This is a genomic window from Vibrio sp. NFR (assembly GCF_027587095.1).
GTDB classification, from domain to species: domain Bacteria; phylum Pseudomonadota; class Gammaproteobacteria; order Enterobacterales; family Vibrionaceae; genus Vibrio; species Vibrio harveyi.
This window is the reverse complement of record NZ_JAPPTN010000001.1, coordinates 1-26255: the sequence shown is the minus strand read 5'-3', so window position 1 is coordinate 26255 and position 26255 is coordinate 1. Positions and strand designations below refer to the sequence as shown.

Annotated in this window: 28 protein-coding genes; 16 read left to right on the top strand and 12 right to left on the bottom strand. The window is 44.1% G+C overall.

What is annotated here, in order from left to right; translation table 11 throughout:
• Positions 1–61 precede the first annotated feature (61 nt).
• Both adk and htpG read right to left on the bottom strand, forming a co-directional pair.
• A complete protein-coding gene (gene adk / locus OH463_RS00140; protein WP_005425498.1) occupies positions 62–706 on the bottom strand; it encodes an adenylate kinase in 645 nt (214 codons plus the stop codon).
• A 317-nt stretch (positions 707–1023) separates the two neighbouring features.
• Positions 1024–2928, bottom strand: coding sequence for a molecular chaperone HtpG (gene htpG, locus OH463_RS00135; RefSeq protein ID WP_017188405.1), 1905 nt, complete (start codon positions 2926–2928; stop codon positions 1024–1026).
• Between the two features lie 273 nt (positions 2929–3201).
• On the opposite strand from htpG, the gene OH463_RS00130 reads away from it, so the two are divergent.
• The 4 genes from OH463_RS00130 to OH463_RS00115 are packed head-to-tail and all read left to right on the top strand — an operon-like array spanning position 3202 to position 5719.
• Positions 3202–4077 carry a transcriptional regulator gene (locus OH463_RS00130; protein WP_005446380.1) on the top strand — a complete coding sequence of 292 codons (876 nt, stop codon included), beginning with the start codon at positions 3202–3204 and terminating at the stop codon, positions 4075–4077.
• An 11-nt stretch (positions 4078–4088) separates the two neighbouring features.
• Positions 4089–4604, top strand: coding sequence for a transmembrane regulator ToxS (toxS, locus tag OH463_RS00125; RefSeq protein ID WP_005446378.1), 516 nt, complete (start codon positions 4089–4091; stop codon positions 4602–4604).
• Between the two features lie 46 nt (positions 4605–4650).
• Positions 4651–5406 (top strand): sulfite exporter TauE/SafE family protein, encoded by a 756-nt coding sequence (locus OH463_RS00120; protein WP_009698593.1) that lies wholly within the window; start codon positions 4651–4653, stop codon positions 5404–5406.
• Between the two features lie 34 nt (positions 5407–5440).
• Entirely contained in the window at positions 5441–5719 is a 279-nt protein-coding gene (locus OH463_RS00115) for a SelT/SelW/SelH family protein (protein ID WP_005446375.1), read from the top strand.
• A 43-nt stretch (positions 5720–5762) separates the two neighbouring features.
• On the opposite strand, the gene yfcE is transcribed toward OH463_RS00115, so the two are convergent.
• The 6 genes from yfcE to OH463_RS00085 all read right to left on the bottom strand — a co-directional run bounded on the left by yfcE (position 5763) and on the right by OH463_RS00085 (position 9016).
• Positions 5763–6308 (bottom strand): phosphodiesterase, encoded by a 546-nt coding sequence (yfcE, locus tag OH463_RS00110; protein WP_005446373.1) that lies wholly within the window; start codon positions 6306–6308, stop codon positions 5763–5765.
• A gap of 71 nt (positions 6309–6379) precedes the next feature.
• Positions 6380–6589: a hypothetical protein gene (locus OH463_RS00105; protein WP_009698596.1), complete on the bottom strand. Its 210-nt coding sequence runs from the start codon at positions 6587–6589 to the stop codon at positions 6380–6382.
• Between the two features lie 160 nt (positions 6590–6749).
• A complete protein-coding gene (locus tag OH463_RS00100; RefSeq protein WP_009698597.1) occupies positions 6750–7157 on the bottom strand; it encodes a CBS domain-containing protein in 408 nt (135 codons plus the stop codon).
• Positions 7154–7504, bottom strand: a complete 351-nt coding sequence (locus OH463_RS00095; RefSeq protein WP_005451557.1) for a P-II family nitrogen regulator — start codon at positions 7502–7504, stop codon at positions 7154–7156. Before OH463_RS00095 ends, OH463_RS00100 begins: the two co-directional genes overlap by 4 nt.
• On the bottom strand, positions 7494–8285 hold the full coding sequence (locus tag OH463_RS00090) for a DUF1538 domain-containing protein (RefSeq protein WP_269990244.1): 792 nt from the start codon (positions 8283–8285) through the stop codon (positions 7494–7496). The genes OH463_RS00095 and OH463_RS00090 overlap by 11 nt, the downstream gene beginning before the upstream one ends.
• Complete coding sequence (locus OH463_RS00085) at positions 8282–9016, bottom strand: DUF1538 domain-containing protein (RefSeq protein WP_005451555.1); 735 nt, start codon at positions 9014–9016, stop codon at positions 8282–8284. Before OH463_RS00085 ends, OH463_RS00090 begins: the two co-directional genes overlap by 4 nt.
• Before the next feature lie 260 nt (positions 9017–9276).
• On the opposite strand from OH463_RS00085, the gene OH463_RS00080 reads away from it, so the two are divergent.
• From OH463_RS00080 to OH463_RS00050, 7 genes are all read left to right on the top strand, one after another.
• A complete protein-coding gene (locus tag OH463_RS00080) occupies positions 9277–10194 on the top strand; it encodes a TIGR01777 family oxidoreductase (protein WP_005451554.1) in 918 nt (305 codons plus the stop codon).
• Between the two features lie 37 nt (positions 10195–10231).
• Positions 10232–11059, top strand: a complete 828-nt coding sequence (locus OH463_RS00075) for an SDR family oxidoreductase (protein WP_029788510.1) — start codon at positions 10232–10234, stop codon at positions 11057–11059.
• Between the two features lie 456 nt (positions 11060–11515).
• On the top strand, positions 11516–12370 hold the full coding sequence (locus tag OH463_RS00070) for a thioredoxin family protein (protein ID WP_269990243.1): 855 nt from the start codon (positions 11516–11518) through the stop codon (positions 12368–12370).
• A 157-nt stretch (positions 12371–12527) separates the two neighbouring features.
• Positions 12528–13442, top strand: a complete 915-nt coding sequence (locus OH463_RS00065; RefSeq protein WP_005451550.1) for an SPFH domain-containing protein — start codon at positions 12528–12530, stop codon at positions 13440–13442.
• Between the two features lie 9 nt (positions 13443–13451).
• Positions 13452–13913 carry an NfeD family protein gene (locus tag OH463_RS00060; RefSeq protein WP_005451549.1) on the top strand — a complete coding sequence of 154 codons (462 nt, stop codon included), beginning with the start codon at positions 13452–13454 and terminating at the stop codon, positions 13911–13913.
• 330 nt (positions 13914–14243) lie between these two features.
• Entirely contained in the window at positions 14244–14426 is a 183-nt protein-coding gene (locus tag OH463_RS00055; RefSeq protein WP_100216240.1) for a hypothetical protein, read from the top strand.
• A gap of 119 nt (positions 14427–14545) precedes the next feature.
• A complete protein-coding gene (locus tag OH463_RS00050) occupies positions 14546–14728 on the top strand; it encodes a hypothetical protein (protein ID WP_009698603.1) in 183 nt (60 codons plus the stop codon).
• Positions 14729–14767: 39 nt separating this feature from the next.
• Here the strand turns inward: OH463_RS00050 and OH463_RS00045 are convergent, their stop codons facing one another.
• From OH463_RS00045 to zipA, 3 genes are all read right to left on the bottom strand, one after another.
• Positions 14768–16174 (bottom strand): hypothetical protein, encoded by a 1407-nt coding sequence (locus OH463_RS00045; protein ID WP_005451547.1) that lies wholly within the window; start codon positions 16172–16174, stop codon positions 14768–14770.
• A gap of 511 nt (positions 16175–16685) precedes the next feature.
• On the bottom strand, positions 16686–18698 hold the full coding sequence (ligA, locus tag OH463_RS00040; RefSeq protein WP_172580420.1) for an NAD-dependent DNA ligase LigA: 2013 nt from the start codon (positions 18696–18698) through the stop codon (positions 16686–16688).
• Between the two features lie 88 nt (positions 18699–18786).
• Positions 18787–19755, bottom strand: coding sequence for a cell division protein ZipA (gene zipA, locus OH463_RS00035; protein ID WP_269990242.1), 969 nt, complete (start codon positions 19753–19755; stop codon positions 18787–18789).
• A 249-nt stretch (positions 19756–20004) separates the two neighbouring features.
• Between zipA and cysZ the strand changes: the two genes are divergently transcribed.
• From cysZ to crr, 5 genes are all read left to right on the top strand, one after another.
• Positions 20005–20748, top strand: a complete 744-nt coding sequence (gene cysZ, locus OH463_RS00030) for a sulfate transporter CysZ (RefSeq protein WP_005451544.1) — start codon at positions 20005–20007, stop codon at positions 20746–20748.
• A 166-nt stretch (positions 20749–20914) separates the two neighbouring features.
• The gene (cysK, locus tag OH463_RS00025) at positions 20915–21883 is read left to right on the top strand and encodes a cysteine synthase A (protein WP_005436896.1); all 969 of its coding nucleotides are present in this window, start codon (positions 20915–20917) and stop codon (positions 21881–21883) included.
• Between the two features lie 298 nt (positions 21884–22181).
• A complete protein-coding gene (locus OH463_RS00020; protein WP_005436894.1) occupies positions 22182–22439 on the top strand; it encodes an HPr family phosphocarrier protein in 258 nt (85 codons plus the stop codon).
• Positions 22440–22578: 139 nt separating this feature from the next.
• Entirely contained in the window at positions 22579–24303 is a 1725-nt protein-coding gene (gene ptsI, locus OH463_RS00015; protein ID WP_029788502.1) for a phosphoenolpyruvate-protein phosphotransferase PtsI, read from the top strand.
• Between the two features lie 105 nt (positions 24304–24408).
• Positions 24409–24918, top strand: coding sequence for a PTS glucose transporter subunit IIA (gene crr / locus OH463_RS00010; protein WP_005425608.1), 510 nt, complete (start codon positions 24409–24411; stop codon positions 24916–24918).
• A gap of 98 nt (positions 24919–25016) precedes the next feature.
• On the opposite strand, the gene OH463_RS00005 is transcribed toward crr, so the two are convergent.
• A complete protein-coding gene (locus OH463_RS00005; protein WP_005451540.1) occupies positions 25017–26141 on the bottom strand; it encodes a flagellin in 1125 nt (374 codons plus the stop codon).
• Between the last annotated feature and the right edge of the window lie 114 nt (positions 26142–26255).

Here is a 26255-nt window from a genome sequence, read left to right as displayed (position 1 = left end):
AAAAAGCGACCCAAAGGTCGCTTTTAAATATATCAAAATATTAAATTTTGCCGTTAGCAAATTATGCTAGCGCTTTCTCAATATCTGCGCTTACTTCTGCAACTTGCTTAGTGCCATCGAATTTAAGGTACTTAGTGTTGCCAGCTTCTGCTTCTTTGCCGTAGTAGTTGATCAGTGGTGCAGTTTGCTCGTGGTAAACGCCTAGACGTGCGCGTACTGTTTCTTCTTTGTCGTCATCACGAACAACAAGATCTTCACCAGTTACGTCATCTTTACCTTCCACTTTTGGCGGGTTGTAAACAACGTGGTAAGTACGACCAGAAGGAAGGTGAGCACGACGACCAGCCATACGCTCAACAATCACATCATCAGCTACGTCAAATTCAATCACGTAATCTACGTCAACGCCCATTTCTTTTAGGCCATCAGCTTGAGGGATAGTGCGAGGGAAACCATCTAGTAGGAAACCTTTTTCGCAATCGTCTTGAGCAATACGCTCTTTGATTAGACCAAGGATGATTTCATCAGAAACTAGCTGACCAGCGTCGATAACAGCTTTAGCTTGTTTACCAAGCTCTGTACCTGCTTTGATAGCAGCACGAAGCATATCACCAGTAGAGATTTGTGGAATACCGTATTTATCCATGATGAAGTTTGCTTGTGTGCCTTTACCTGCACCTGGAGCACCTAGAAGAATGATGCGCATGATTTATCCTCTTTAATATTTAAGATTTATACCGAAGCTCACAATAGCTGGACTTCTAGGAATCACCCTCGAAGCACTGGCAACGATAAGTTTCGGTATAACGTTTAGGCGAGCCAAAATACACGCCTTATTACTCACATTCAAGTGTTGAGATTCTAACATAGGTTCACTGTGTAATGAGCAGATTAAGACTAAAGAATGTTAGCGATGCCAGCTTTCCTGTCTTATTGACTACTAACTCAACACTTAAAGTGTGAATCTATGCGTTTACAAACAAAAAGCTCGCATTTCGCGAGCTTTTTAGTGGTATTTAGTTATTAAACCTTAGTCAAAAGCTTATTGATGGCACCTAAGAATTGAGAAGGATCTTCCATCGAGCCACGCTCGGCTAACATTGCCTGACCCAGTAACACTTCTACCCAGCGCCCAAACGCTTCTTCGTCTGCTTCATCCGCCATTCGCTTCACGAGCTCATGTTCAGGGTTGATTTCGAAGATGTACTTCACTTCTGGTACCGCTTGACCTGCAGCTTCAAGAAGCTTCGCCATTTGCGTCCCCATTTCGAAATCGTCCGTCACCACAACAGCAGGTGTTGTTGCAAGCTTGAAGGTTGTACGAACTTCTTTTACGCGGTCACCTAGGTAAGACTGAGTGCGCTCAACAACAGACTTAAACTCTTCTTCTGTTTCTTTCTGCTTTTCTTTTTCTGCTTCGTCTTCGAACTTGCTCAGATCCAGACCCGCTTTGGTGATCGATTGGAACTGCTTGCCGTCAAACTCTGTCAGGTAGTTCATCAACCACTCATCAATTCGATCGAACATCAAAATAACTTCAATGCCTTTCGCCTTAAATTGCTCTAGGTGCGGACTGTTCTTCGCCGCTGCGTAGCTGTCTGCTGTTAAGAAGTAAATCTTATCTTGACCTTCCTTCATGCGTTCAACATAAGCAGCCAAACCAATAGATTGCTCAGCTGAGTCCACTTCAGTAGATGCGAAGCGCAATAGACCGGCAACTTTCTCTTTGTTTGCCATGTCTTCAGCAGGACCTTCCTTCATCACCTGACCAAACTCTTTCCAGAATGATTGGTATTTCTCTTCGTCATTCTTCGCCATGCGCTCCAGCATTGTCAGTACACGCTTAGTACAAGCGTTACGCAATGACTGAGTCACTTTGTTGTCTTGAAGAATTTCACGAGAAACGTTCAGTGGCAGATCGTTCGAATCAATTAAGCCGCGGACGAAACGCAAGTAAGACGGCATAAACTGCTCTGCGTCATCCATGATGAATACACGTTGTACGTATAATTTCAGACCCGACTTGTGATCGCGGTTCATCATGTCCCAAGGTGCCTTCGCTGGAATGTAAAGCAAGCTTGTGTAATCGTTCTTGCCTTCTACGCGGTTATGACTCCAAGTTAGAGGATCTGCAAAGTCGTGAGAAACGTGTTTGTAGAACTCTTGGTATTCTGCTTCAGAGACGTCTGATTTGTTGCGAGTCCAAAGTGCTTGAGCTTTGTTGATTTGCTCCCACTTCTTCTCACTTGTTTCGTTGCCTTCCTCATCGCGAACAGCAGTTTGGATAGAAACTGGAATACCGATATGGTCGGAGTATTTGCTGATCACGTCACGTAGACGCCATTCATTTAAGAACTCTTTCCCTTCTTCACGCATGTGAAGCACGATATCAGTACCACGAGATTCTTTCGTGATCGTCTCAATAGTGTATTCGCCTTCGCCCGCAGAATGCCATTGAACCGCTTCATCTGCAGAAATACCTGCGGCACGAGTGCGTACCGTCACAGCATCAGCAACAATGAATGCAGAATAGAAACCCACACCAAACTGACCAATAAGCTGAGAGTCTTTGCTCTGCTCATCGGATAATTTAGAGAAAAACTCTGCTGTACCTGATTTTGCAATGGTACCTAAATGTTCAATCACATCATCACGGCTCATACCGATGCCGTTATCAGAGATTGTTAGTGTATTAGCACTTTCGTCAAACGCCAGCTTAACACCCAGATCAGCGTTACCCTCATATAAATCTGGGTTAGATAGCGCTTGGAAACGAAGCTTATCTGATGCGTCAGACGCGTTTGAAATCAGCTCGCGTAGGAAAATCTCTTTGTTTGAGTAAAGAGAGTGAATCATCAGATGAAGTAGTTGTTTTACTTCTGATTGAAAGCCACGAGTTTCTTTGTTTTGTGATACGGTTTCGCTCATGTTTGCTCCATAACATCTAAACTAAAAAGACTTTTAATGACAAAGTCCTAACCGCCACCTTAAAAAAGCAGCATTACTAAGATGTCATTTAACATGTGGCTGACAAATGTAAATTCAAGGTCAATATTGCTAAAAACGGTGTTTTTTTAGAAAATTTTAATTATCCTACGTCCCTAAAAGCATCTAAAACGTAGCACATGTCTTTTTGCGTACGCCTTATTATGTGACGCAAATCACTTATAATTACAGAATCATCCATCTAAGAAGAACTAAATGACTAACATCGGCACCAAATTTCTGCTTGCTCAAAGATTTGTCTTTGACCCAAATAGTAATTCGCTCGCTGACCAACAAAATGGCAACGAAGTTGTACGATTAGGAAGCAACGAAAGCCGTATTCTACTCATGTTGGCAGAGAGACCCAATGAAGTGTTAACGCGTAACGAGCTTCACGAGTTCGTATGGCGGGAGCAGGGTTTTGAGGTGGATGACTCAAGCCTTACTCAAGCGATTTCCACTCTACGTAAAATGTTGAAAGACTCTACGAAGTCGCCTGAATTTGTAAAAACGGTGCCAAAGCGCGGTTACCAACTGATTTGTTCAGTTGAACGTTTAAGCCCACTATCTTCTGAAGCAGCACTCACCGATGTTGATGCTCAAGAGGAAGAAAATGAAGCTCCAGTCGTTGACCTAGAGCAATTCGCAGAGCCCACTGCTGAGACAAAAGCAGAAACAGCCGTCGAACAAGCACCGACAGCTCAACCATTAAAATCTGCACCTGCACAAAAGAACACAAACTGGTTATTCAGAATCATCGTGTTAGTTGCCCTGCTACTTCCTGTTGGCGTGTTAATGCTAACCAACCCTGCAGAATCACAATTTCGTCAAATTGGTGAATATCACAACGTACCAGTGATGACACCGATCAACCACCCTCAATTAAACAATTGGCTGCCGTCCATTGAGCAATGCATTCAACGCTATGTTGAACACCATGCTGCTGAGTCTTCACCAGTCGAAGTCATTGCAACAGGTGGTCAAAACAATCAATTGATTCTGAACTACATTCACGACAGTGATCACTCATATGAGAATGTAACACTGCGTATTTTTGCTGGTCGTAACGACCCAACTGACATCTGCAATTAAGGGAGGCTGAAATGAAGATAAGAATAGCATCTGCGGTTTTAGCCGTATCCATCCTTTTTAGTGGTTGGTTGTACTGGGGTAGTGACCTTAAAGTTGAGCAAGTCCTTACGTCAAATGAGTGGCAATCAACCATGGTGACACTTATTACTGATAACTTGCCAGATGATACCGTAGGTCCGCTACGCAAAGTCAACGTTGAGTCGAATGTGAAGTACCTACCTAATGGTGACTATATTCGCGTGGCAAACATCAAGCTATTTGCACAGGGCTCAAACGTCGAGTCTACGATCAATATCTCTGAAAAAGGTCGTTGGGAAGTCAGTGATAACTATTTGCTGGTCTCTCCTTCTGAGTTCAAAGACATCTCCGCATCACAATCTAAAGATTTTTCGGAGTCTCAACTTCGTCTTATCACTCAAATCTTTAAGCTAGATGCTGAACAGAGTCGTCGTATTGACGTCGTTAACGAAAAAACTCTACTACTGACTAGCCTGAATCACGGTTCTACGGTACTGTTTAGAAACTGATTTTGATTCGATAAGAAGGGGGCAAGATGCCCCCTTTATTTTGCATATGGATTGGCTAGACACCCTCACCCTCTTCTTCGGTTCCCTTGTCGCAAATACGCTTGCTTCACTCTCTGGCGGTGGTGCGGGATTACTGCAGTTTCCACTTCTTATCTTTCTTGGTCTTCCCTTTTCTGTCGCACTAGGTACGCATAAAGTCGCTTCAGTCGCACTCGGTTTAGGCGCAGCAAGCACACACCTTAAAGCCGGTACGATTAAACCAAAAGTCGCCCTCTATCTCATACTCACCGGCAGTATTGGCGTGGTGATTGGCGCTAATCTCATTGTACAAATCCCAGATGGCATTGCTGAAAAAATGCTTGGCGCGATGATCTTAGCTCTTGGTATTTACTCTCGATTTAAGAAAGAGCTCGGTCAAACGGAAACTAAAACGCATCGTGACAGTGCCGGTTGGCTTATTGGTGGACTGGGTTTACTGCTGATTGGGATTGTAAACGGCTCACTCACAGCAGGTTCTGGGTTGCTTGTGACACTCTTTCTTGTCCGCTGGTTTGGTTACGATTACAAGCAAGCAGTAGCTTACACCATGATTTGTGTCGGTCTGTTTTGGAATGGCATTGGAGGTATTGCCGTTGTGCAAGCTGGTGCTCCTATTCATTGGGCTTGGTTACCTGTTTTATTATTCAGCTCATTTCTAGGTGGCAGCTTAGGCGCATGGGCAGCAACTCGATACAGCAATCGCGTCATCAAAGTTGCCTTTGAAGTGCTCACCTTCGCCGTTGGAATCAAATTGCTCCTCTGACGTTTTAAAAAATTTGAAATTAAGGAATTCGGAAATGGATAAAGCCATCATTGACATTTATTACTGTCGCCAGTGCAATTGGATGCTACGTTCAACCTGGCTCTCACAAGAGCTATTACATACCTTTAGTGAAGAAATAAAAACGATGAGCTTGCACCCAGATACGGGCGGTCGGTTCGAAATCTTTTGTAATGGCACCCAGATTTGGGAACGTAAGAAAGATGGTGGCTTTCCTGAGGCGAAAGTCCTCAAACAACGTGTTAGAGACATCATCGACCCAGAACGCGATCTAGGACATTCAGACACAAAATAGGGAGCCATTCGCTCCCTTTATCTTTTCTTTACTCGCAAGGCTATTAAATCGTAGTTTGTGCTAGTACTTCGCCTTCTGGAGTTTGAACTGTTAGCGTATTACCTTCGAGTACACCATAACTGCGTGGTAAGCCATTTCTCGGGAACGTCATTGAGCCCGGATTGAAAATGATGACACCATCTTGCATCTCCGCCACAGGAACATGAGTATGACCATGGGCAATGATGTCGCCCTCACGCAACGGCGGTCGCTTTGTGGTGTTGTATAGGTGACCATGAGTCAAGAACATACGCTTGCCAGACTCTAACAGAAGCCACGCATACTCCGTCATCATTGGGAAATTTAACAGCATCTGATCCACTTCACTGTCGCAGTTACCGCGCACAGAGATAATGCGCTCACTGTATTGATTCAGCAATTCTGCCACTTGTGGTGGGTTATAGCCTTCTGGTATTGGATTTCTTGGTCCGTGATTAAGCGTATCGCCCAATAAGATTAGGTGCTCTGCACCAGAGGCTAAATAAAGCTTGATGGTTTCTTCTGTGGCTGGCAAAGAACCGTGCAAGTCTGAGGCAAAAAATAGTTTCACGACATCGTCTCCTCAAAATGTATGAGGGTATTCTACGGCATTCCTATAGAAGCTCAACCACAGTGAAGCCTCTAATGACCACGCAACATTTCCACCAGCATCGGAACCAGGTAGAACCACGCGACATAACCAACGCCCACTAAGACAATCATCCAGAAAATGAGGGACAAGAACTTTGACTTAGCAAGATGGTTAAGTGGATCTGGCTCTCCGCAGCCAGGACAAGTATGAGCTCGTTTTGAAATTTGTTTCTCGCACACAGGACAAGCAACTAGCGGCATGACATGACATCCTCAATTATTTCTTTAATTCTCAAAGGATAAGCCTCAGATCGAGGATATGCAATGGCACTAATACGCTAATCTTCTTAGCTAGGCAAAATGTCGCTGACCTGAGAAATTATCTTTACCAGCAGCGCGCGAACCACACTCAAAACCGTCGCTATACTTCTTCCCGAGCCATACCATTGATAACAATATTGTTATAACTCACCATGCCAATGACCTCTCCATTTTCAATGACTGGCGCGCGGCTGATACCAAAACGCTCAAACAAACGCGCACAATATTTCACATTCATATTGGGGTCGACGGTTAACGCAGGTTTGGTCATGATTTCATAGATGTTGGTGCGTTGTGGTGAACGGTTTTTTGCCAACACTTTTTTCGCTATGTCGTTCATTAAGACGATGCCATATTCATCATCGTCATCACGCTTTTTCACCACCAGCGCTTTCACTTCACTCTTCCTCGCTAGCGTGATCCCTTCGTGAACCGTAATCAACCCATCGACAATGATGTATGTTGCCGCCATTACGTCTCTGACTCTAATCAGCTCATGACTACTCATAACTCATCCTCTACCACTTTAGTTAGCTTCTCGACTTGGTGTGCGACACCGACAGCATCCTCGACATCAATCTGCACGGCAATCCCTTGACCGGATTCCTGATCGAACTCTCCAACGTCACTGATGGTTTCTAAAATGTGTCTCGACAAATGCTCCTCTACAACAAATAACAGCACATCTTTTTGCACCTCCAAGGTTAATCCAAAGAAAGTTCGTTTCTGGTTTAAACCTTGTCCTCGGGCATTGTTGATCACCGTAGCCCCCGTAGCTCCTGCATCTCTTGCTGCATCGAGCACCTTGTCGGTTTTGCTGTCTTCAACAAAGGCCAAAATCAATTTAAAGCGCATTTTCTTTTTCCTCCGCGGTTCCTTTATTCAACCACTGGGTAATCTGGGCATAGCCCATCACAGAAATCATTGGAAACAGGCTGGCAAACGCTATCAAGCCAAAGCCATCTATCATTGGGTTTCGTCCTGGTACGGTTGAAGCTAACCCCAACCCAAGCGCGGTCACTAAAGGTACGGTCACCGTCGAGGTAGTAACACCGCCTGAATCGTAAGCCAAAGGTACAATCAACTTTGGCGCATAGAAGGTTTGAATCACCACTACGATGTAACCGGTGATAATGTAGTAGTGAATAGGATCACCAACGACAATCCGATAGCTGCCTAGAGCAATACCAACTGCCACCCCCAAAGCAACGGCAACGCGCAATCCATTCACACTAATACTGCCACCAGAAACCTGATTTGCCTTTATCGCCACTGCAATAAGAGAAGGCTCTGCGATTGTCGTGCTGAAACCGATAAAGAAAGCAAAGATATACACCCAGTAGTAGTCTACCCAACTTAAGGCTTGACCGATGGATACTTTAAACTCGCGTAGAAATGCAGGGGCAGTAAGCTGCGTTGCCATGGTTTCACCCAACGGAAACAGCGCCATTTCTAACCCAAGCAAAAACAGCGACAAACCGAGGATAACGTAGGCAAATCCAAGCAGGACTTTAGGCAAGTTAGAGATGGGACGTCGTAATACTGCAAGCTGGAAGCCAAAAATAATGGTCGCTATCGGGATCACGTCACTGATAGTAGAAACAAAGGTATCGAAGAAGTGCTCAAACGAAATCATGCCACCACCATCCCGTATACCATCACAAACATCATTGGTAGCAATGAGGCAAAGGCGATCAAACCAAACCCATCAATCATAGGGTTTCGCCCTTTGATCGCGGAAGCGAGCCCAACGCCAAGCGCTGTGACCAAAGGAACCGTGATGGTGGATGTCGTCACTCCTCCAGAATCATAAGCCACCCCAATGATTGATTCAGGCGCAAATCCCGTTAGTATCACAACGCCAATATAACCACCTATGATCATGTACTGAATCGGCCAGCCCTTGAGAATTCGCAACACGCCGAGCACAATCGCTACACCTACCGACAAAGCAACCGTTAGGCGTAATCCATCTGCGTACTCTTCCATAGATTGTTCTGTATTGGCAATCATGCCCCCTTCAGCCGCAACTTCTGATGCTTCCTCTGCAACAGCGGTCAAGGCTGGTTCTGCAATGGTGGTACCAAAACCCAAGCAGAACGCAAAGATCAGTAACCAGAAAACGCTGCCTTTATTAGCGAACGCTTGTGCCATATTTTCCCCAATGGGAAACAAACCAAGCTCTAATCCAAAGATAAAGAAGGTTAAACCGAGAATAACCAGAAGAAGACCAAATAGAATAGAGACGAGATTAGGCAGCGGTTCCTGAAGCACGACCAACTGAAAAAAGGTGATGACAATAACAATAGGTAGCAAGTCACGAGCACTACTGAGCAACGCTCTAAATAGAGCAACAAATGCCTCCATACTCCCTCCTATCTACTGACTGTTATTCTCCTTTAAGTTCAGCATGACACAGTTTCCCTAAGCTAAGTGTGAGCTTTGCTAAAGGCTTGATAACATTTTGTTACATTCTTTCAAATTGTGAACTTCGCATCGCTTCCCAACAAAATGCTTCTAACTCCTTAGGAACTAATAATAAAATCGACACTGCAAGTCATTGATATGATCACGCTAGGCGTATAACGACTATAATGTTTGAATAGTTTTACCATCAAAGGGATGACATGAAGATACTACTGACCGGCGGCACAGGCTTTATTGGCTCAGAGCTACTTAAGTTACTGACCACTCACCAAGTCATTTTGCTTACGCGTAACCCAGAGCAAGCAAAACAAAGACTTAATCATGCCGATGTCGGTAATATTGAATATCTCGACTCCCTTGATTCACTTGAAGATCTTAATGATGTTGATGCCGTGATTAACCTCGCAGGTGAACCGATCGCAGACAAGCGCTGGAGCAAGGAGCAGAAAGAGATCATTTGTAACAGCCGTTGGAAGGTTACCGAGCGTATTGTCGCACTGATCCACGCAAGTACAGAGCCACCATCGGTGTTCATCAGTGGATCTGCCGTTGGTTATTACGGCGACCAGCAAGACCATCCTTTTGATGAGTGCTTGCACGTCAATAGCGAGGCGTTCGCTCACTCCGTTTGTGCTCGTTGGGAGCAGATAGCAAAACGTGCAGAATCCGAACAAACCCGGGTATGCTTGTTGCGTACTGGCGTTGTCCTTGGTCCAAATGGTGGCGCACTTGCCAAAATGATTTTGCCTTACAAACTAGGTTTAGGGGGACCATTGGGTAGCGGTAAACAATACATGCCATGGATCCATATTTTGGATATGGTTCGTGCCATTATGTACTTGCTTGAAACGCCACACGCTCATGGTGAATTCAACTTATGTGCTCCCCACCCTGTTAGCAATCGAATCTTTAGTGGCACACTGGCGAAAACGCTAAAACGTCCACATATTCTCTTCACCCCTAAATGGGTGATGAATATGGCGATGGGAGAATCCTCTTGCTTACTGTTTGATAGCATTCGCGCCAAACCGAAAAAGCTGACCGAATTGGGTTTTCAATTCAGCTACTCTCGCGTCGAACCTGCACTCAAGAACTTGCTTCAAGATCGAAGTTATTGAATCATAAGGCTCACTATACTTTCGTGAGCCCTCTAATATGAAAAAATCCATTCTTATCACCGGATGCTCCACTGGCATCGGCTACGTTTGTGCCCATGCTTTGAAAAAAGAGGGCTTCCACGTGATTGCCTCCTGCCGGCACGAACAAGATGTCGAACGCTTAACAAGCGAAGGACTAACCTGTATTCAATTGGATCTTAACGATTCTGAAAGCATATCTTCGGGAGTCAAGCAAGCATTAACACTAGCCGACGGAAAGTTATATGCCGTATTCAATAACGGGGCATATGGTCAGCCTGGCGCGCTAGAAGACTTGCCGACAGAGGCGCTCCAAGCTCAGTTTCAAACCAACTTTTTTGGCTGGCATCAGTTAGTCAGAGAAGTACTGCCACATATGCGCAAACAGGGTGAAGGAAGAATCATCCAAAATAGCTCTGTGCTTGGGTTTGCAGCCATGAAATATCGTGGTGCCTACAATGCCTCTAAGTTCGCACTCGAAGGCTGGACCGACACACTACGTTTGGAATTGATGGACACCAACATCAAAACCGCACTGATAGAGCCGGGACCTATTGAAACCCAATTTAGACATAATGCATTAAAAGCCTTCGAGCAATGGATTGATGTCGAGAACAGCCCACACAAAGCCGCTTACGAAGGTCAGAAGCAGCGTCTAGATAACGACAAGTCGAACAATAGATTTGTGCTTCCTGCAGAATCTTGCATCGAGCCAGTGCTTCATGCCCTCACAAGCGATAAACCAAAAATCCGCTACCGCATTACAACGCCAACTAAAGTATTTGCCGTGTTAAAGCGCCTATTACCAACGCGTATTCTTGATAAGATTCTGCGACAAGCAGCATAAAAACTTTTTATCACAATGTAATTTTACCGTAACAATGTGATGTCATTATGAGCATGTAGGTTAAGAAAGCCTCAATGTTCGAATCAATTTCTAAGTTAGTATCTTCATCTATCGAGCCTGAACACGATGTTGATACTCACTTTAGATTTGGTATCGCCACCCTTTCTGTTTTGTATTTACGCGAGACAATAATGACATTAAATCAGCTCAACTGGCTTAGTGTGGGTGTAGTGTTGACTGTGTTCATCCTATTTTGATACCTCACCCAGCACACAAAGATAACGTCTAACAAGACTCCCTAATTCGTGCTGGAATAGCCAAAGTTTTATAGCACTTTCGCTTGCTATCAGGATTACGCCGCTTCGGCAGCGTTTTTCCTTTCTATCGCTTGAATTTCCTAAATATCAACTCCATATCTACAATCAACGACAAGAAACAAAAAGCAAGGACACTCTGATGCAATCCCCATTTATCGTTGAGTTAACAGAACAAAATTTCCGCGAGACTCTTGAAGGGTCAATGAACACGCCAGTGTTGATCCACTTCTGGGCGAATGCTCAACCAGAAAGTGCGCAAGTGATCCCTGAGCTACAAATGCTAACTCAGCAATACAATGGTGCATTCACCCTTGCTCTATTGAACTGTGAGCAGCAACCAGCTTTAGCATCACAGTTTGGCGTACAAGTCTTACCAACTATCGCGTTGTTTATGAACGGTCAAGCGGTAGATGGTATAGGTGGTCCTCAGCCGATTGATGCCATTTCAGCCATGCTGCAAAAACATCTCCCAAGCCAAGACGAAATGCAGTTAAAGCAAGCAAGCGAGTTGCTCCAACAAGGCGAACATGCTCAAGCTCTAGCTATTTTGCAAACCCTTTCAGAAGATCTGCAAAACCGCGGTGATGTAAAACTAGCGATGGCAGATTGTTTACTAGAAACCAAACAATTTGAATTGGCACAAACGCTATTAAGTGCAATCCCACTGGAATATCAAGATAACTACTATAAGGGACTGATTGCCAAGTTAGATCTGCACCTCCAAGCAGCAGATAGCCCAGAGCTTCAACGCCTTGAACAAGAGCTAGCCGCAAACCCAGATAACTTCGAATTGGCATGTGAGCTTGCAGTTCAATACAACCAAGTTGGTCGCGATGAAGAAGCGTTGGAGCTACTTTGGAATATTTTAAAAACCAACCTCGGCGCACAAGACGGTGAAGTGAAGAAAACTTTTATGGATATCTTAAGTGCATTGGGTCAAGGCAATGCATTAGCAAGTAAATTCCGTCGTCAGTTGTACTCTATTCTCTACTAATTAAAGTACTAACCTGCTGAATTAAAAATATAAAAAGGTCGGATTAATCCGACCTTTATTCTGTCTATAATTTATCGAGGCTCTCATTTCTACGATTGTGTCATAAGCCTAAATGAGTAAAAATGAAACAAACATTATGCACTTAAGGGAATAGAACATGCCAATCGACTCATTGATCACCATCGGGATCTTAGTTGTACTAGCCATTATTGTCCTCGCTTCTGGGATCAAAACCGTACCACAAGGGAACAACTGGACCGTCGAACGCTTCGGACGTTATACCCACACCTTAAAGCCAGGTCTAAACCTAATCATTCCTTTCGTTGATCGCGTAGGTCAAAAAGTCAACATGATGGAACGTGTACTGGACATCCCGGCACAAGAAGTCATCTCAAAAGACAATGCGAATGTTGTTATCGATGCAGTCGGCTTTGTCCAAGTCATCGACGCAGCCAAAGCGGCGTATGAAGTCAACGATCTAGAACACGCTATCCGTAACCTAACACTAACGAACATTCGTACCGTGCTCGGCTCAATGGAATTGGATGAGATGCTTAGCCAGCGTGACATGATCAACACCAAATTGCTCTCTATCGTTGACCAAGCAACCAACCCTTGGGGCGTAAAAGTAACTCGTATCGAGATCAAAGACGTTCAACCACCAGCAGATCTAACAGCAGCAATGAACGCTCAGATGAAAGCAGAACGTAATAAGCGTGCTGAAATCCTAGAAGCTGAAGGGATACGTCAAGCAGAAATCTTACGAGCAGAAGGTCAAAAACAATCGGAAATTCTGAAAGCGGAAGGTGAAAAGCAATCGGCGATCTTACATGCGGAAGCGCGTGAGCGTGCAGCTCAAGCAGAAGCAAAAGCGACTTACATGGTATCTGAAGCAATCGCTAAAGGTGATGTTCAGGCGGTTAACTACTTTATTGCCCAAGGTTATACCGATGCACTGAAGAGTATCGGTCAAGCGGAAAATGGTAAGATCATCATGATGCCGATCGAAGCGACAGGTCTAATGGGCTCAGTCGCGGGTATTGCTGAAATGTTCAAACAAAGTAAGGACTAAGGATTGCCTATGGATTTATTTAGCCTATTAGAAAGCGTGTCATTCTGGCATTGGATTGCGCTTGGTTTAGCCTTGCTCGCTGTAGAGCTATTGGGCACAGCAGGCTATTTTCTTTGGCTAGGCATTTCCGCCCTGATCGTTGGCGCTATCCTATCTTTCTTACCAATGAGTTGGCAGATGCAGTGGCTTGCCTTTGTGGCTTTCAGTTTGGTTACCACTTGGCTATGGTGGAGAAAGCAATGGTCCAAGGATCGCAAAAGTGATCAAGCCAGAGATCTCAATCAAAAACACAAACAGCTGATAGGTAATATTGTCACGCTCGAAGAAGATTTTCACATTGGAATGAATCGTCTTAGAGTGGCAGATACAACGTGGTCAGCTGAATGCGAACACGAATTGCCGACGGGAACTCGGGTCGAAATTATCGCCGTAGACGGCATAATTTTGAAGATTAAACCGGTTTCTCGCTGATTTGTGTCAAAATAAAAGGGTGCTCAGCATCCTTTTATTTCCTTTCCGTGACTAATGCTTTTATTTCATCTACTTATTTAAATTAACCACAAAAATTAAGTAATAGAAATATTATTAATATTCTCTCCTTTATCAAAACAGATCCTCCTACTAAATTAAAATTTCAAGCACATAGATAAATATATCCCAAAATTTAAAATCTAAATTCATTTTAAAAAATAAAACACTGTTGAATTAATTTTTGATCTTTCTAGGTCTCTATACATACTTAACGCATAAGCATGGCAATTAAATGCTTATATTTTTTTAAGGTAAGTAAGAGGATGTACTATGAAGAAGTGTTTTTTGTTTTTAGCGTGCAGCGCGTTTGCGTTTTCTTCATTCGCCTATAACAACGGGAATGGAGGCACCACCAATCTAGGACCTATCGTTGAATGTGTTTTACCAAGTGGCGATGTTGCCCATCTACCTAGTGAGATGTGCCGCTTTCAAGGTGGTTCATGGGACAACTAAATCGTAGGTTAGATTAAGGAGAAGAACGCTACGCTTTAATATTTCCCACCTAAACAACGAACTCAAGTAATTAAGTGAAATTAAAAAGAAAATACATTCTAGATTACAAGGTAAATAATATGAAACTGGTAACTGGATTATTAGTCGCTATCGCTGCATTAATGCCATTGACTTCGCTAGCAAATGGCGCTTCTGGTGGTAGAACATTAGCACCGGAAATAAAGTGTGAATTGCCCAACGGCAACGTACACATGCTTCCTCCCCTATATTGCAAAATGTATGACGGAAAAGAAGTAAAATAAAAAAGGAGCCGATTGGCTCCTTTTCTTAACTTCTAAATATTAGTGGAAGCTGTATGGGATAAGAACTTGTAGACGTAGGTCTGTCTCATCCGCGTCTGCTGCACCAGCAAACTCGTCACGCTCTAGGATAGTACCGTGTAGACGCACGGTTGTACCTTTAAGAGAACCGCTTTGTAGAGAGTAAGAAACTGTTGCGTTAACTGCGTACTCGCTCTCGTAATCCCAGTCACCAGATGCGCCACTTGCTGCAGAGTCTGCACCAGAACCGTAGCCGAAGCCTAGGTAGTAGTTCCAGCCGTTACCTTGGTTGTAAGATAGACGGTTGTACCAAGCTAGCTCGCCAGCTTTGTTCCAGTCAGATAGAGCATCCCACCATTGTGACCAAGTACCGTTATTCATACCGTAAGTATGGATTGTACGAGGAACGAAATCTGAACGGTTGTCTGTGTCTGTGTAACGTAGTTCAGACATCCAAGACAGTTTACCGAACGATTGGTTTAGAGATAGACCAGTATGGAAACCTAGACCATCGTATTTCACATCGTCATCAACACCGTAGAAGTCAAATGCAAGAGTAGTACGGTCACTTACTGTGTACTTCAAGTAAGCTTTGTATGACGTGTTATCAGTTTCGTCATGGTAGCTAGTTACTTGACCTGCACCCCAGTCGATACCGTTAGCGTATTTAACGCCTGTCGCTTGACCAAGACCAACTTGGAAGAATAGAGCGTCAGTAATGTTACCGTTCAAGCCTAGAGAGTGTAGGTAGCTCCAAGAAGTGTCTGACCATAGTGCTGGCGCGTAGTCATCTTCGTGTAGCAACCATGGTGCTGTAAATTGGTCTGCACCAAAGTAGCTTAGGTTGAAATCACCCAGCTTCGCGTTTAGTTCGAAACCACGGTAAGTACCTGGTACGAAGCTCCAAACGTTACCGATTGTGCCATTACCACCAGCTTGCAACATACCGAAGCGAGCGTTAAAGTTTTCGCCAGTCTTAAACTTCAGAGCAGCTTTGTAAACTTTAAGTTGATCACCGTCACCTGCACCCCAGTCTAGGTTAGTACAAGTAGAGATCTCGTTACATAGGTAACCGTCTGCGCCTTTCAAGCTATCGTTGTATAGGTCGCCAGAGTAGTAAGCTGCTACGTCTGCACCTAACCAACCATCATGGTAGCCAGAAGTGAAGTCAATGATCGCATTGTAAGATGAGTAGTTTAGACGGCTCCAGCGGTCGCCATTCTCACCACCAGGTTTACCTGTTGTACGAGTACGAGAACGAGTATCAACAACGAACATTGCATTAAGACTTGAGTCTTGCATAAATTCGTTAACTTTTTCTACATACTCACCACCAGCTGCACTTTCAGTAGATGCTGTAGCCGGAGCTACTGCAACCGCACCAAACATCGCAGCTGTTAACGCTGAAACCTTGAAAAATTTGTCCATGGAAAAAACTCCTAAAAATGGATATAGCTGTATTTTTCTATCTCGCCTTAAGTTGGCCGCCGAAGGAGAGAAGTAAATTCCTGAGTGAACCTCAATATTTCTAAATTGGTTCTTTTTAGTTCCTGCATACACACCGTGTATCCACGCTTCTAAGACTAACTTCGCATCTAAAAACATCCAAATGGAACTTATTTTTTTTCTAAAAAAATATGACCAACGCCAAAGTTCCATATAAGTTGTTGATCCAGATCTTATTTTTAACACCAAAGACACAAACCAAAGAAAAGACTTTAAATATCAAACACATAATGAAAACTCATCCATTCTATTTTGAAGTCGATCGCAGAGTTTTAGTTATAAAAGAAGAATAACGTAAGGAGAGATCCTGATCACTGAAATCAGGAAAAGTGGTATTTGAACGGTTATTGAGTGACTTTTTAATTGCCAAGAAAAAGCCCCAAGCGACTGACACTTGGGGCTTTTAGGTATTTTTTATCTTTTTTTAGGAGAGTTATTTCATCAAATTGAGTAAGTCTTGCTCAGTTTGAATCTCAATTCCAAGTTCTTGAGCTTTCGCTAGCTTAGAACCGGCATTCTCTCCAGCAAACAAAATATCTGTTTTCTTCGAAACACTACCAGTTACTTTTGCGCCTAAATTCTGTAGTGCTTCTTTCGCCTCTGAACGACCTAACTGAGAAAGCGTACCGGTTAACACCACGGTTTTACCTTCCAAAGGTAATTCGACCCCTTCCTGTGGTGTGGCGATTTCTGGCCAGTGAATGCCCTGCGCCAGTAGGTCTTGTACGACCGCTTGGTTTTTCTCTTCGCTGAAGAAAGTGGTAATGTGTTTTGCTACGATCACACCAATATCTTGAACCTCAACCAACTGCTCTTCTGTTGCTTGCTCAATGGTTTCAAGGTTCTTGAAATGTTGTGCAAGGTTTGCAGCTGTAGCTTCACCGACTTCTCGGATACCAAGTGAGTACAAGAAACGTGGCAATGTTGTTAGTTTTGATTTCTCAAGAGCATTCACAACGTTGGTTGCCGATTTCGGTCCCATTCGTTCCAAGACCGTCAGTACGCCTGCAGAAAGCTTGAACAGGTCAGCTGGCGTTTCGACCATCTCACGATCAACCAATTGTTCAATGACCTTCTCACCCAATCCGTCTACATCTAGCGCCTTACGAGACACAAAATGTTTTAACGCTTCTTTACGTTGAGCCTGACATACTAAACCACCAGTACAACGTGTAACGGCTTCACCTTCGATACGTTCAACATGAGAGCCACATACCGGACAAGCATTGGGGAATAGGATCTCGCGCGCCGTTTCTGGGCGACGTTCTTTGATAACAGAGACAACTTGCGGAATCACATCACCAGCACGACGAATCACTACTTGATCACCTACCATCACTTGTAAACGTTCAATCTCGTCTGCGTTGTGAAGAGTTGCATTACTTACCGTGACACCACCAACAAATACTGGCTCAAGCTTAGCTACTGGCGTAATGGCACCGGTACGACCAACTTGGAACTCCACATCATTTAGCGTGGTAATTTCTTCTTGCGCAGGGAATTTATACGCGATTGCCCAACGAGGAGCACGAGCAACAAAACCCAAACGCTCTTGAATTGCAATATCATCAACTTTAATGACGACGCCATCAATTTCATACGCCAAAGCTTCACGACGGTTAAGAATGTCTTGGTAGTAGGCTTTTACCTCTTCCAAGTTATCGACTCGCTTGGTTTCAGGGCACATTGGTAAGCCCCAAGATTTGATTTGTAAGAATCGCTCGTAGTGGCTGTTTGCTAACGTAGCACCTTCAACAACGCCAACGCTGTAAGCATAAAAGCTCAATGGACGCGAAGCGGTAATACGTGAATCTAGTTGACGCAGACTGCCCGCCGCCGCGTTACGTGGGTTGACAAAAACTTTCTCGCCTTTTTGACGAGCGATCTCGTTAAGTTTGTCAAAACCCGCTTTTGGCATAAAGACTTCACCACGAACTTCTAGACGTGTCGGCCAGTCTTTACCCTGCAGCTTTAATGGAATTGCGCTGATGGTACGCACATTTTCCGTGATGTTTTCACCAGTAGTACCATCACCACGTGTCGCAGCCTGGACCAAGACACCATCTTCGTACAATAGACTTACAGCCAAACCGTCAAGCTTAGGCTCACAGCAGTACTGTTTGATGGTATGACCGACAACGCGATCTTGAGCGCGTTTATGAAAACCATCCAGTTCCGTATCATCAAAAGCGTTATCCAACGATAGCATCGGCACTTCATGAGTAACTTGGCTGAACTCAGACAGTGGCTGACCTCCTACGCGTTGACTTGGAGAGTCGACGGTAACCAGTTCTGGGTGTTCGGCTTCAATATCCAATAATTCACGCATCATACGATCGTATTCTGCATCTGGAATCTCTGGGTTATCTTCCACGTAGTAACGAACCGCGTGGTAATGCAACGACTCTTTTAGCTCTTCTAGTCGCTGATGTACTGATTCAGACATATTAAAGCCCCGTGTATATTCATTAATGAGGTTGGGAATCTAAGAAAAAGGGCTCCTAACGGAGCCCTATCATTATTTGGTGTTAAGGTTATGCGTTAGCAGCATTAAACTCAACTATTTGACGTCGATATGATGCTAATCGATCAGGTGTCATCAGGTTACGTTGATCATCCAGTACGTTCCCCCCCATATCGTCCGCGACTTGCTGTGCAATACGCAGCATAAGGTTGAAGTTTTGGTCTGCTTCACCATAGCAAGGGAGAGTCATAAAGAAGGAAATACCTTTCGTTGAAAACTCTGCTGGGTCACCGTGCTCTAACGTACCCGGCTGCATCATGTTTGCAACACTGAATAACACTTTACCATTGCCAGACAAGTCCACATGACGATGGAAGATATTCATTTCACCGTAAATCAAACCGTTTTGCTGAAGGCTATCGAATAGCTTAGTACCAATAAATGGCTCTTCGCCTGCACAGTGCACATTTAACACAATCACTTGCATTTCTGGCTCTGGCTTCGGCTCTTCAACCGCTACCTCTGTCATTACAGGCGCAATCTCTACTTCTGCCGATTCTGGTACCACCGTTGTTTCAAATACCGGTTCGATAATTTCTTCTTTTTCCGCGATAGTTTCGTTTCCAGCAAAAGTGTCTACTGACTCTTGTAAAACAGGCTCTACCACGTCTTCTTCTGTTTTTGTCGCAACAAAAGCTGGGATTTCTTGCTCTTCTTTATGCTCTTTCTCTTCTTTTACATCAAGAACATCATCGATCAGAGGATCAGAAGCGAATTTATTATCAAATGAATTCTCCATCCCAAAGTCTGGCTCTTTGCGATCTTTACGGATGATTTCGAAGTCGTCTTCTGGAGCAGGAGCAAAATCACGCTCTTGTTCTGGAGACTCTTTATCCTCTTGGTCAACATCCAACTTACCAAGCGGCTTGTTACCAAATTTTGCTTTGCCTTCTTTTTTGCTTGTCCACAGACCATGAAATAGCAATGCGGCGATGGCTAATGCGCCAACAACAATGAGTACGAATCGCAATTCCTGCATTATTTACTCTCAATCTACTTGTTCTACTACTCGCACATCCTTGAGCAGTAACCCAAGTGCAATAAATCCGAATGATGCTTTTACTTTACCAAAACTATATGTAGGTTTAGAACAACTTAATGCAAGAAGTTCGGTTTTTTGTTGTGATTCTTGCCACGATTCCACTTTACAAGACCCAAAATGTTAGGGCATTGAAAGAAAACCATCCACAGGTACAATGAGTTTTCACTTACACGAAACAAAATAGATATGAAGTTGAATAATCAGCCTAGAACCGGATTCGGTTACTTCCTATATGGGATTCAAATAGCACTCTCTCCGGAGATCCGTCGCTTTGTGGTTTTGCCATTACTTGCCAACGTATTACTCGTGGGTGGCGCGATTTTCTATCTATTCTCCCATCTCGATGTTTGGATCCAGAACTGGATTGGTCAGTTACCAGATTTTCTCTCTTGGCTTACCTACATATTATGGCCAATATTGGTGTTAACTATTCTCGCCACATTCTCTTATTTCTTTAGTACATTAGCTAACTTCATCGCCGCACCATTCAATGGTTTACTCGCTGAAAAAGTCGAAGAGTCCTTAACGGGTCAAAAAGTGAATGATGATGGCATGGCTGCGGTGATAAAAGATGTCCCTCGCGTGCTAGCACGAGAATGGCGAAAATTGCTTTATGTCCTACCAAAAGCGATTGGCTTGTTTCTTCTTCTGTTGATCCCTGCACTCGGGCAAACGGTTGGACCTTTCTTGTGGTTCATCTTCACCGCTTGGATGCTTGCTATCCAGTACTGTGACTATCCGTTTGATAACCATAAAGTGTCTTTCAACGAGATGCGTTACAAATTGAAACAAAAGCAAGGGAAAGCCTATGGCTTTGGAGTGTTGGTTTCGGTGTTTACCACGATTCCAATTCTTAACCTAATTGTTATGCCTGTTGCTGTCTGCGGTGCAACTGCAATGTGGGTGAACGAATTTAAGCATCAACAATAACTCACACTTTCATTCGATACGGGGAGGTTTTAGACGCCTCCCCTTTCATTTTGCTCAATTCTCGACCAACCTCATAAGATATAACTTTTTAATCCTTTTCCCTTTTTTTGAGACCGCATATTCTTCTACTCATATTCACAATATCGTGTAATGAAGGAACATCACTATGAGCAAGATCTACGAAGACAACTCTCTTACTATCGGTAACACACCTCTTGTTCGCTTGAATAAAGTGAGCAAAGGTAAAGTTTTGGCGAAAATCGAAGCGCGTAACCCAAGCTTCAGTGTTAAGTGCCGTATTGGTGCGAACATGATTTGGGAAGCAGAAAAGGCAGGTACTCTTAAGCCGGGCGTTGAACTAGTTGAGCCAACCAGTGGTAACACAGGTGTTGCACTTGCATTCGTAGCAGCCGCTCGCGGTTACAAGCTCACTCTGACAATGCCAGAATCAATGAGCCTTGAGCGTCGTAAGCTTCTTAAAGCGCTAGGTGCAAATCTAGAACTAACAGAAGCAGCAAAAGGTATGAAAGGCGCGATCGCTAAAGCGGAAGAAATCGTTGCAAGCAATCCAGACAAATACCTTCTTCTACAGCAGTTCAACAACCCAGCCAACCCAGAGATTCACGAGAAGACAACTGGTCCAGAAATCTGGGAAGCAACAGACGGTGAAATCGATGTATTCGTAGCAGGTGTAGGTACAGGCGGTACCATCACAGGCACAAGCCGCTACATCAAAGGTGAGAAAGGCAAAGCCATCACATCTGTTGCAGTAGAGCCAGCAGAATCACCAGTAATTGCGCAAGCGCTAGCAGGTGAAGAAATCCAACCTGCGCCTCACAAAATCCAAGGTATTGGTGCAGGTTTCATCCCTGGTAACTTAGATTTAGAACTTCTAGACCGTGTTGAGCAAGTGACTTCTGAAGAAGCGATCGAGATGGCTCGTCGCCTAATGGAAGAAGAAGGCATCCTAGCTGGCATCTCATCAGGTGCAGCAGTCGTTGCAGCAAACCGCCTCGCGGAACTTCCTGAATTTGAAGGAAAAACAATCGTAACAGTTCTACCAAGCTCTGGTGAACGTTACCTAAGTACAGCACTATTTGCTGGTATCTTTACCGAGAAAGAGAACCAACAGTAATATGTGGTCAAATCAATTTTTCGTTTAAAAAAGCCCCGTTCAGGGGCTTTTTTGTTGATCCCTGCCCCACCTTTGGTAATATCAGGGTGTTTTATTTTTAGGTTCAAAATAAAGAATCTAAACCAAAAAGGTTTCAGTGTAATTACGCACGCAAACAGTTGCGTAATTACCAAACTTTTGACTAGTATCAGTTCTGACACGCTTTGAACTCTCCCGTGCTAGCGCACAAGGTGTAAAGCAGTTAAGCTAAAACTTAGTCACAAACTAACAAAAAAATACATTTATTGGGGTATATCACATGTACGAGAAGCAAGTAGAAATCACAGCAGAAAACGGTCTTCACACTCGTCCAGCTGCACAGTTCGTTAAAGAAGCTAAAGCATTCGACGCGGACATCACTGTGACTTCTAACGGTAAAAGCGCTAGCGCTAAGAGCCTATTCAAGCTACAAACACTAGGCCTAGTAAAAGGTACTCTAGTAACTATCTCAGCTGAAGGCCCACAAGCTCAGCAAGCAGTTGACCACCTAGTTGCTCTAATGGACCAACTACACTAATTCGGTCTCCTATTTCAGAAGCCATTTTGTGAAAGCAAAATGGCTTCGTTGGAAATAGACTCAAAACTAAGCTAAAACTATTCGTTAGCGCACCCATTATTCTCCCGTTTTATAAAGTTGACCAACTTAAGGTAAGGCTATGATTTCAGGCATCCTAGCATCTCCTGGTATTGCAATCGGTAAAGCACTACTACTTCAAGAAGATGAAATTGTCCTAAACACAAACACTATTTCTGATGATCAAGTAGAAGCAGAAGTTGCACGTTTCTTTGACGCTCGTAACAAATCTTCTGCTCAACTAGAAACTATCAAGCAAAAAGCGCTTGAAACGTTTGGCGAAGAAAAAGAAGCGATCTTTGAAGGTCACATCATGCTTCTTGAAGACGAAGAGCTAGAAGAGGAAATCCTAGCACTTATCAAAAACGACAAAATGTCTGCTGACCACGCGATCCACTCTGTGATCGAAGAGCAAGCAACGGCTCTTGAGTCTCTAGACGACGAATACCTGAAAGAACGTGCAACTGACATCCGCGATATCGGTTCTCGTTTCGTTAAGAACGCTCTAGGTATCAACATCGTTTCTCTAAGCGATATTGATCAAGAAGTTATCCTAGTAGCTTACGACCTAACGCCATCTGAAACTGCACAGATCAACCTAGACTACGTTCTTGGTTTTGCTTGTGACATCGGCGGTCGCACTTCTCACACTTCAATCATGGCTCGCTCTCTTGAGCTTCCAGCTATCGTTGGTACTAACGACATCACTAAGCAAGTTAAGAACGGCGACATGCTGATTCTTGATGCGATGAACAACAAGATCGTTATCAACCCATCTGACGCTGAGCTAGAAGAAGCAAAAGCAGTTAAAGCTGCATTCCTTGCTGAAAAAGAAGAGCTAGCTAAGCTAAAAGACCTACACGCAGAAACAACTGACGGTCACCGCGTAGAAGTTTGCGGTAACATCGGTACTGTTAAAGACTGTGACGGTATCATCCGTAACGGTGGTGAAGGTGTTGGTCTGTACCGTACTGAATTCCTATTCATGGACCGTGACGCACTTCCAACTGAAGAAGAGCAATACCAAGCTTACAAAGAAGTTGCTGAAGCAATGAACGGTCACGCTGTGATCATCCGTACTATGGATATCGGCGGCGACAAAGATCTTCCATACATGGATCTTCCAAAAGAGATGAACCCTTTCCTAGGCTGGCGTGCAGTACGTATCAGCTTGGATCGTCGTGAAATCCTACGTGACCAACTACGTGGTATCCTACGTGCATCTGCACACGGTAAACTGCGTATCATGTTCCCAATGATCATCTCTGTTGAAGAAATCCGTGAGCTTAAGAAAGCGATCGAAGAGTACAAAGCAGAACTACGCGCTGAAGGTCATGCATTCGACGAAAACATCGAAATCGGTGTAATGGTTGAGACTCCAGCTGCAGCAGCTATCGCACACCACCTAGCGAAGGAAGTTGCTTTCTTCTCTATCGGTACAAACGACCTAACTCAGTACACACTAGCGGTTGACCGTGGTAACGAGATGATTTCTCACCTATACAACCCACTATCACCAGCTGTACTTACTGTGATTAAGCAAGTTATCGACGCTTCTCACGCTGAAGGTAAGTGGACTGGTATGTGTGGTGAGCTAGCAGGTGATGAGCGTGCAACACTTCTACTTCTAGGTATGGGTCTAGACGAGTTCTCAATGAGCGGCATCTCTATCCCTAAAGTGAAGAAAGTTATCCGTAACTCTAACTTCGCAGAAGTGAAAGCAATGGCTGAAGAAGCACTTTCTCTACCAACAGCAGCGGAAATCGAAGCAGTTGTAGAAAAGTTCATTGCAGAGAAAACTCAATAATCAACTAATTCCAATGAGATAGGCGGTTAAAAAAAGTCGTCTATCTCGAAAGATTGGTATACTATAATTCGACAGAATTAAATAAAACGTTAGGAGCATGACACAATGGGTCTGTTTGACAAACTTAAGAAGCTAGTATCTGACGACAGCGCTGACGCAGGTGCAATCGAAATCATCGCACCACTTTCTGGTGAGATCGTGAACATTGAAGATGTGCCAGATGTTGTTTTCGCTGAGAAAATCGTTGGTGATGGTATTGCTATCAAACCTGCTGGTAACAAAATGGTAGCTCCTGTAAACGGTACTATCGGTAAGATCTTCGAAACGAACCACGCGTTCTCTATCGAGTCTGACGACGGTGTTGAGCTTTTCGTTCACTTTGGTATCGATACTGTTGAACTTAAAGGCGAAGGCTTCAAGCGTATCGCTGAAGAAGGTCAAACTGTTAAAGCTGGCGACACTGTAATTGAATTCGACCTAGCTCTTCTAGAAGAGAAAGCGAAATCAACGCTAACTCCAGTTGTTATCTCTAACATGGACGAAATCAAAGAGCTAAACAAGCTTTCTGGTTCTGTTACTGTTGGTGAAACTCCAGTTCTACGTGTAACTAAGTAATTTTTACTTAGCTGAACACGAAAAAAACGCTGCCATTGGCAGCGTTTTTTATTACCTGAAACTTTTGTTCCTGAGCGATATTCATCGCTGCAACCCGCTCAACTGAGCAAGCCAAGTGCCGAGCTCGGTCTCTGCTTCGCTTGGGCTAATAATGCGGTAGTCGCATCTTGCAGCACTTGTGACCGTACCATCTCCGTCGACTCACGAGCAAAATCCGTATCTCGTATCCGCCCTTTTGATTCGGTCACACTCCGGTTCACCGTGTTAAGGTTATCCATCGTGCCGCTAACCCGGTTTTGGAAGCCACCTATTTCACTTCGATGCGAGTCAACATACTTAATTGCTGCATCAATTACCCCAACTGAAAGCTGCGCCCCGCCAACAGTCGACATATCGATGTCGTCCATTGTGACTAAACCACCAGCACTAACATCAAGCTCATCCGTTAAACTGCCCTCTAACGTTACACCTTCAGGTGCATTCAGCGTCGAGGCAAAGAATTGCAGTTCATTGTTTTCAGTCACTGAGGCACTCACTATCGATTGCTGCGCATTGATATAAGTAGCAACCTGTTCAATGCGATCTCCTAGTTTGAGCCCAATAGATTCTGTTTGGGTTTGCCCTTTACTGTCTTGGTATTCAAATTTAAGGGTTTGATTATCTTTAGTGACTCGCCAATCTTTATCGACCGCATCACCAACATAATGCTGCCCTCCCATCTCCGGGATGTGACTGCGCATATTCCGCAGTGTCAGAGAGATAGAGTTGGCATTCGCTCCAATATGGAAGCTTTGCGAGCCGTAAGAACCATCAAACAGGTTTTTATCTGCAAATGTCGTCGTGATCGCGACACGATCAAGCTCATCTTGCAGCGCTACGACCTCGTATTGAATACTTTGCCGATCACTTGAGTCATTACTGCCGTTTGCCGCTTGAAGCCCCAGAGAGCGCAAGCGTTGCAATATATCACTGCTCTCATGCAAAGCGCCTTCTGCGGTTTGTGCCACCGAATACGCATCGTGCGCATTTCTCAAGGCGACATCAAGCCCTCTCGTTTGGACATTAAGAGTATTGGAGATTTGCAGACCTGCAGCATCATCACTGGCGGAATTAATCCGATAACCCGAGGTGAGGTTTCGCTGAGACTCTATGTTTTGCTCAGCCGCATGACTGAGATGTCGCTGCGTCATCATCGCAGTGACATTGGTATTTAAAGAGACCATCTAATCGATACGAACTCCTTGTCACCTATCCTATTCGGTGTCCCTAATGCGTGATTCGAATATGCAAAAAGCCAGGGATGAACCTGGCTTTTGTATCGCGTCGTATTAGGTTAG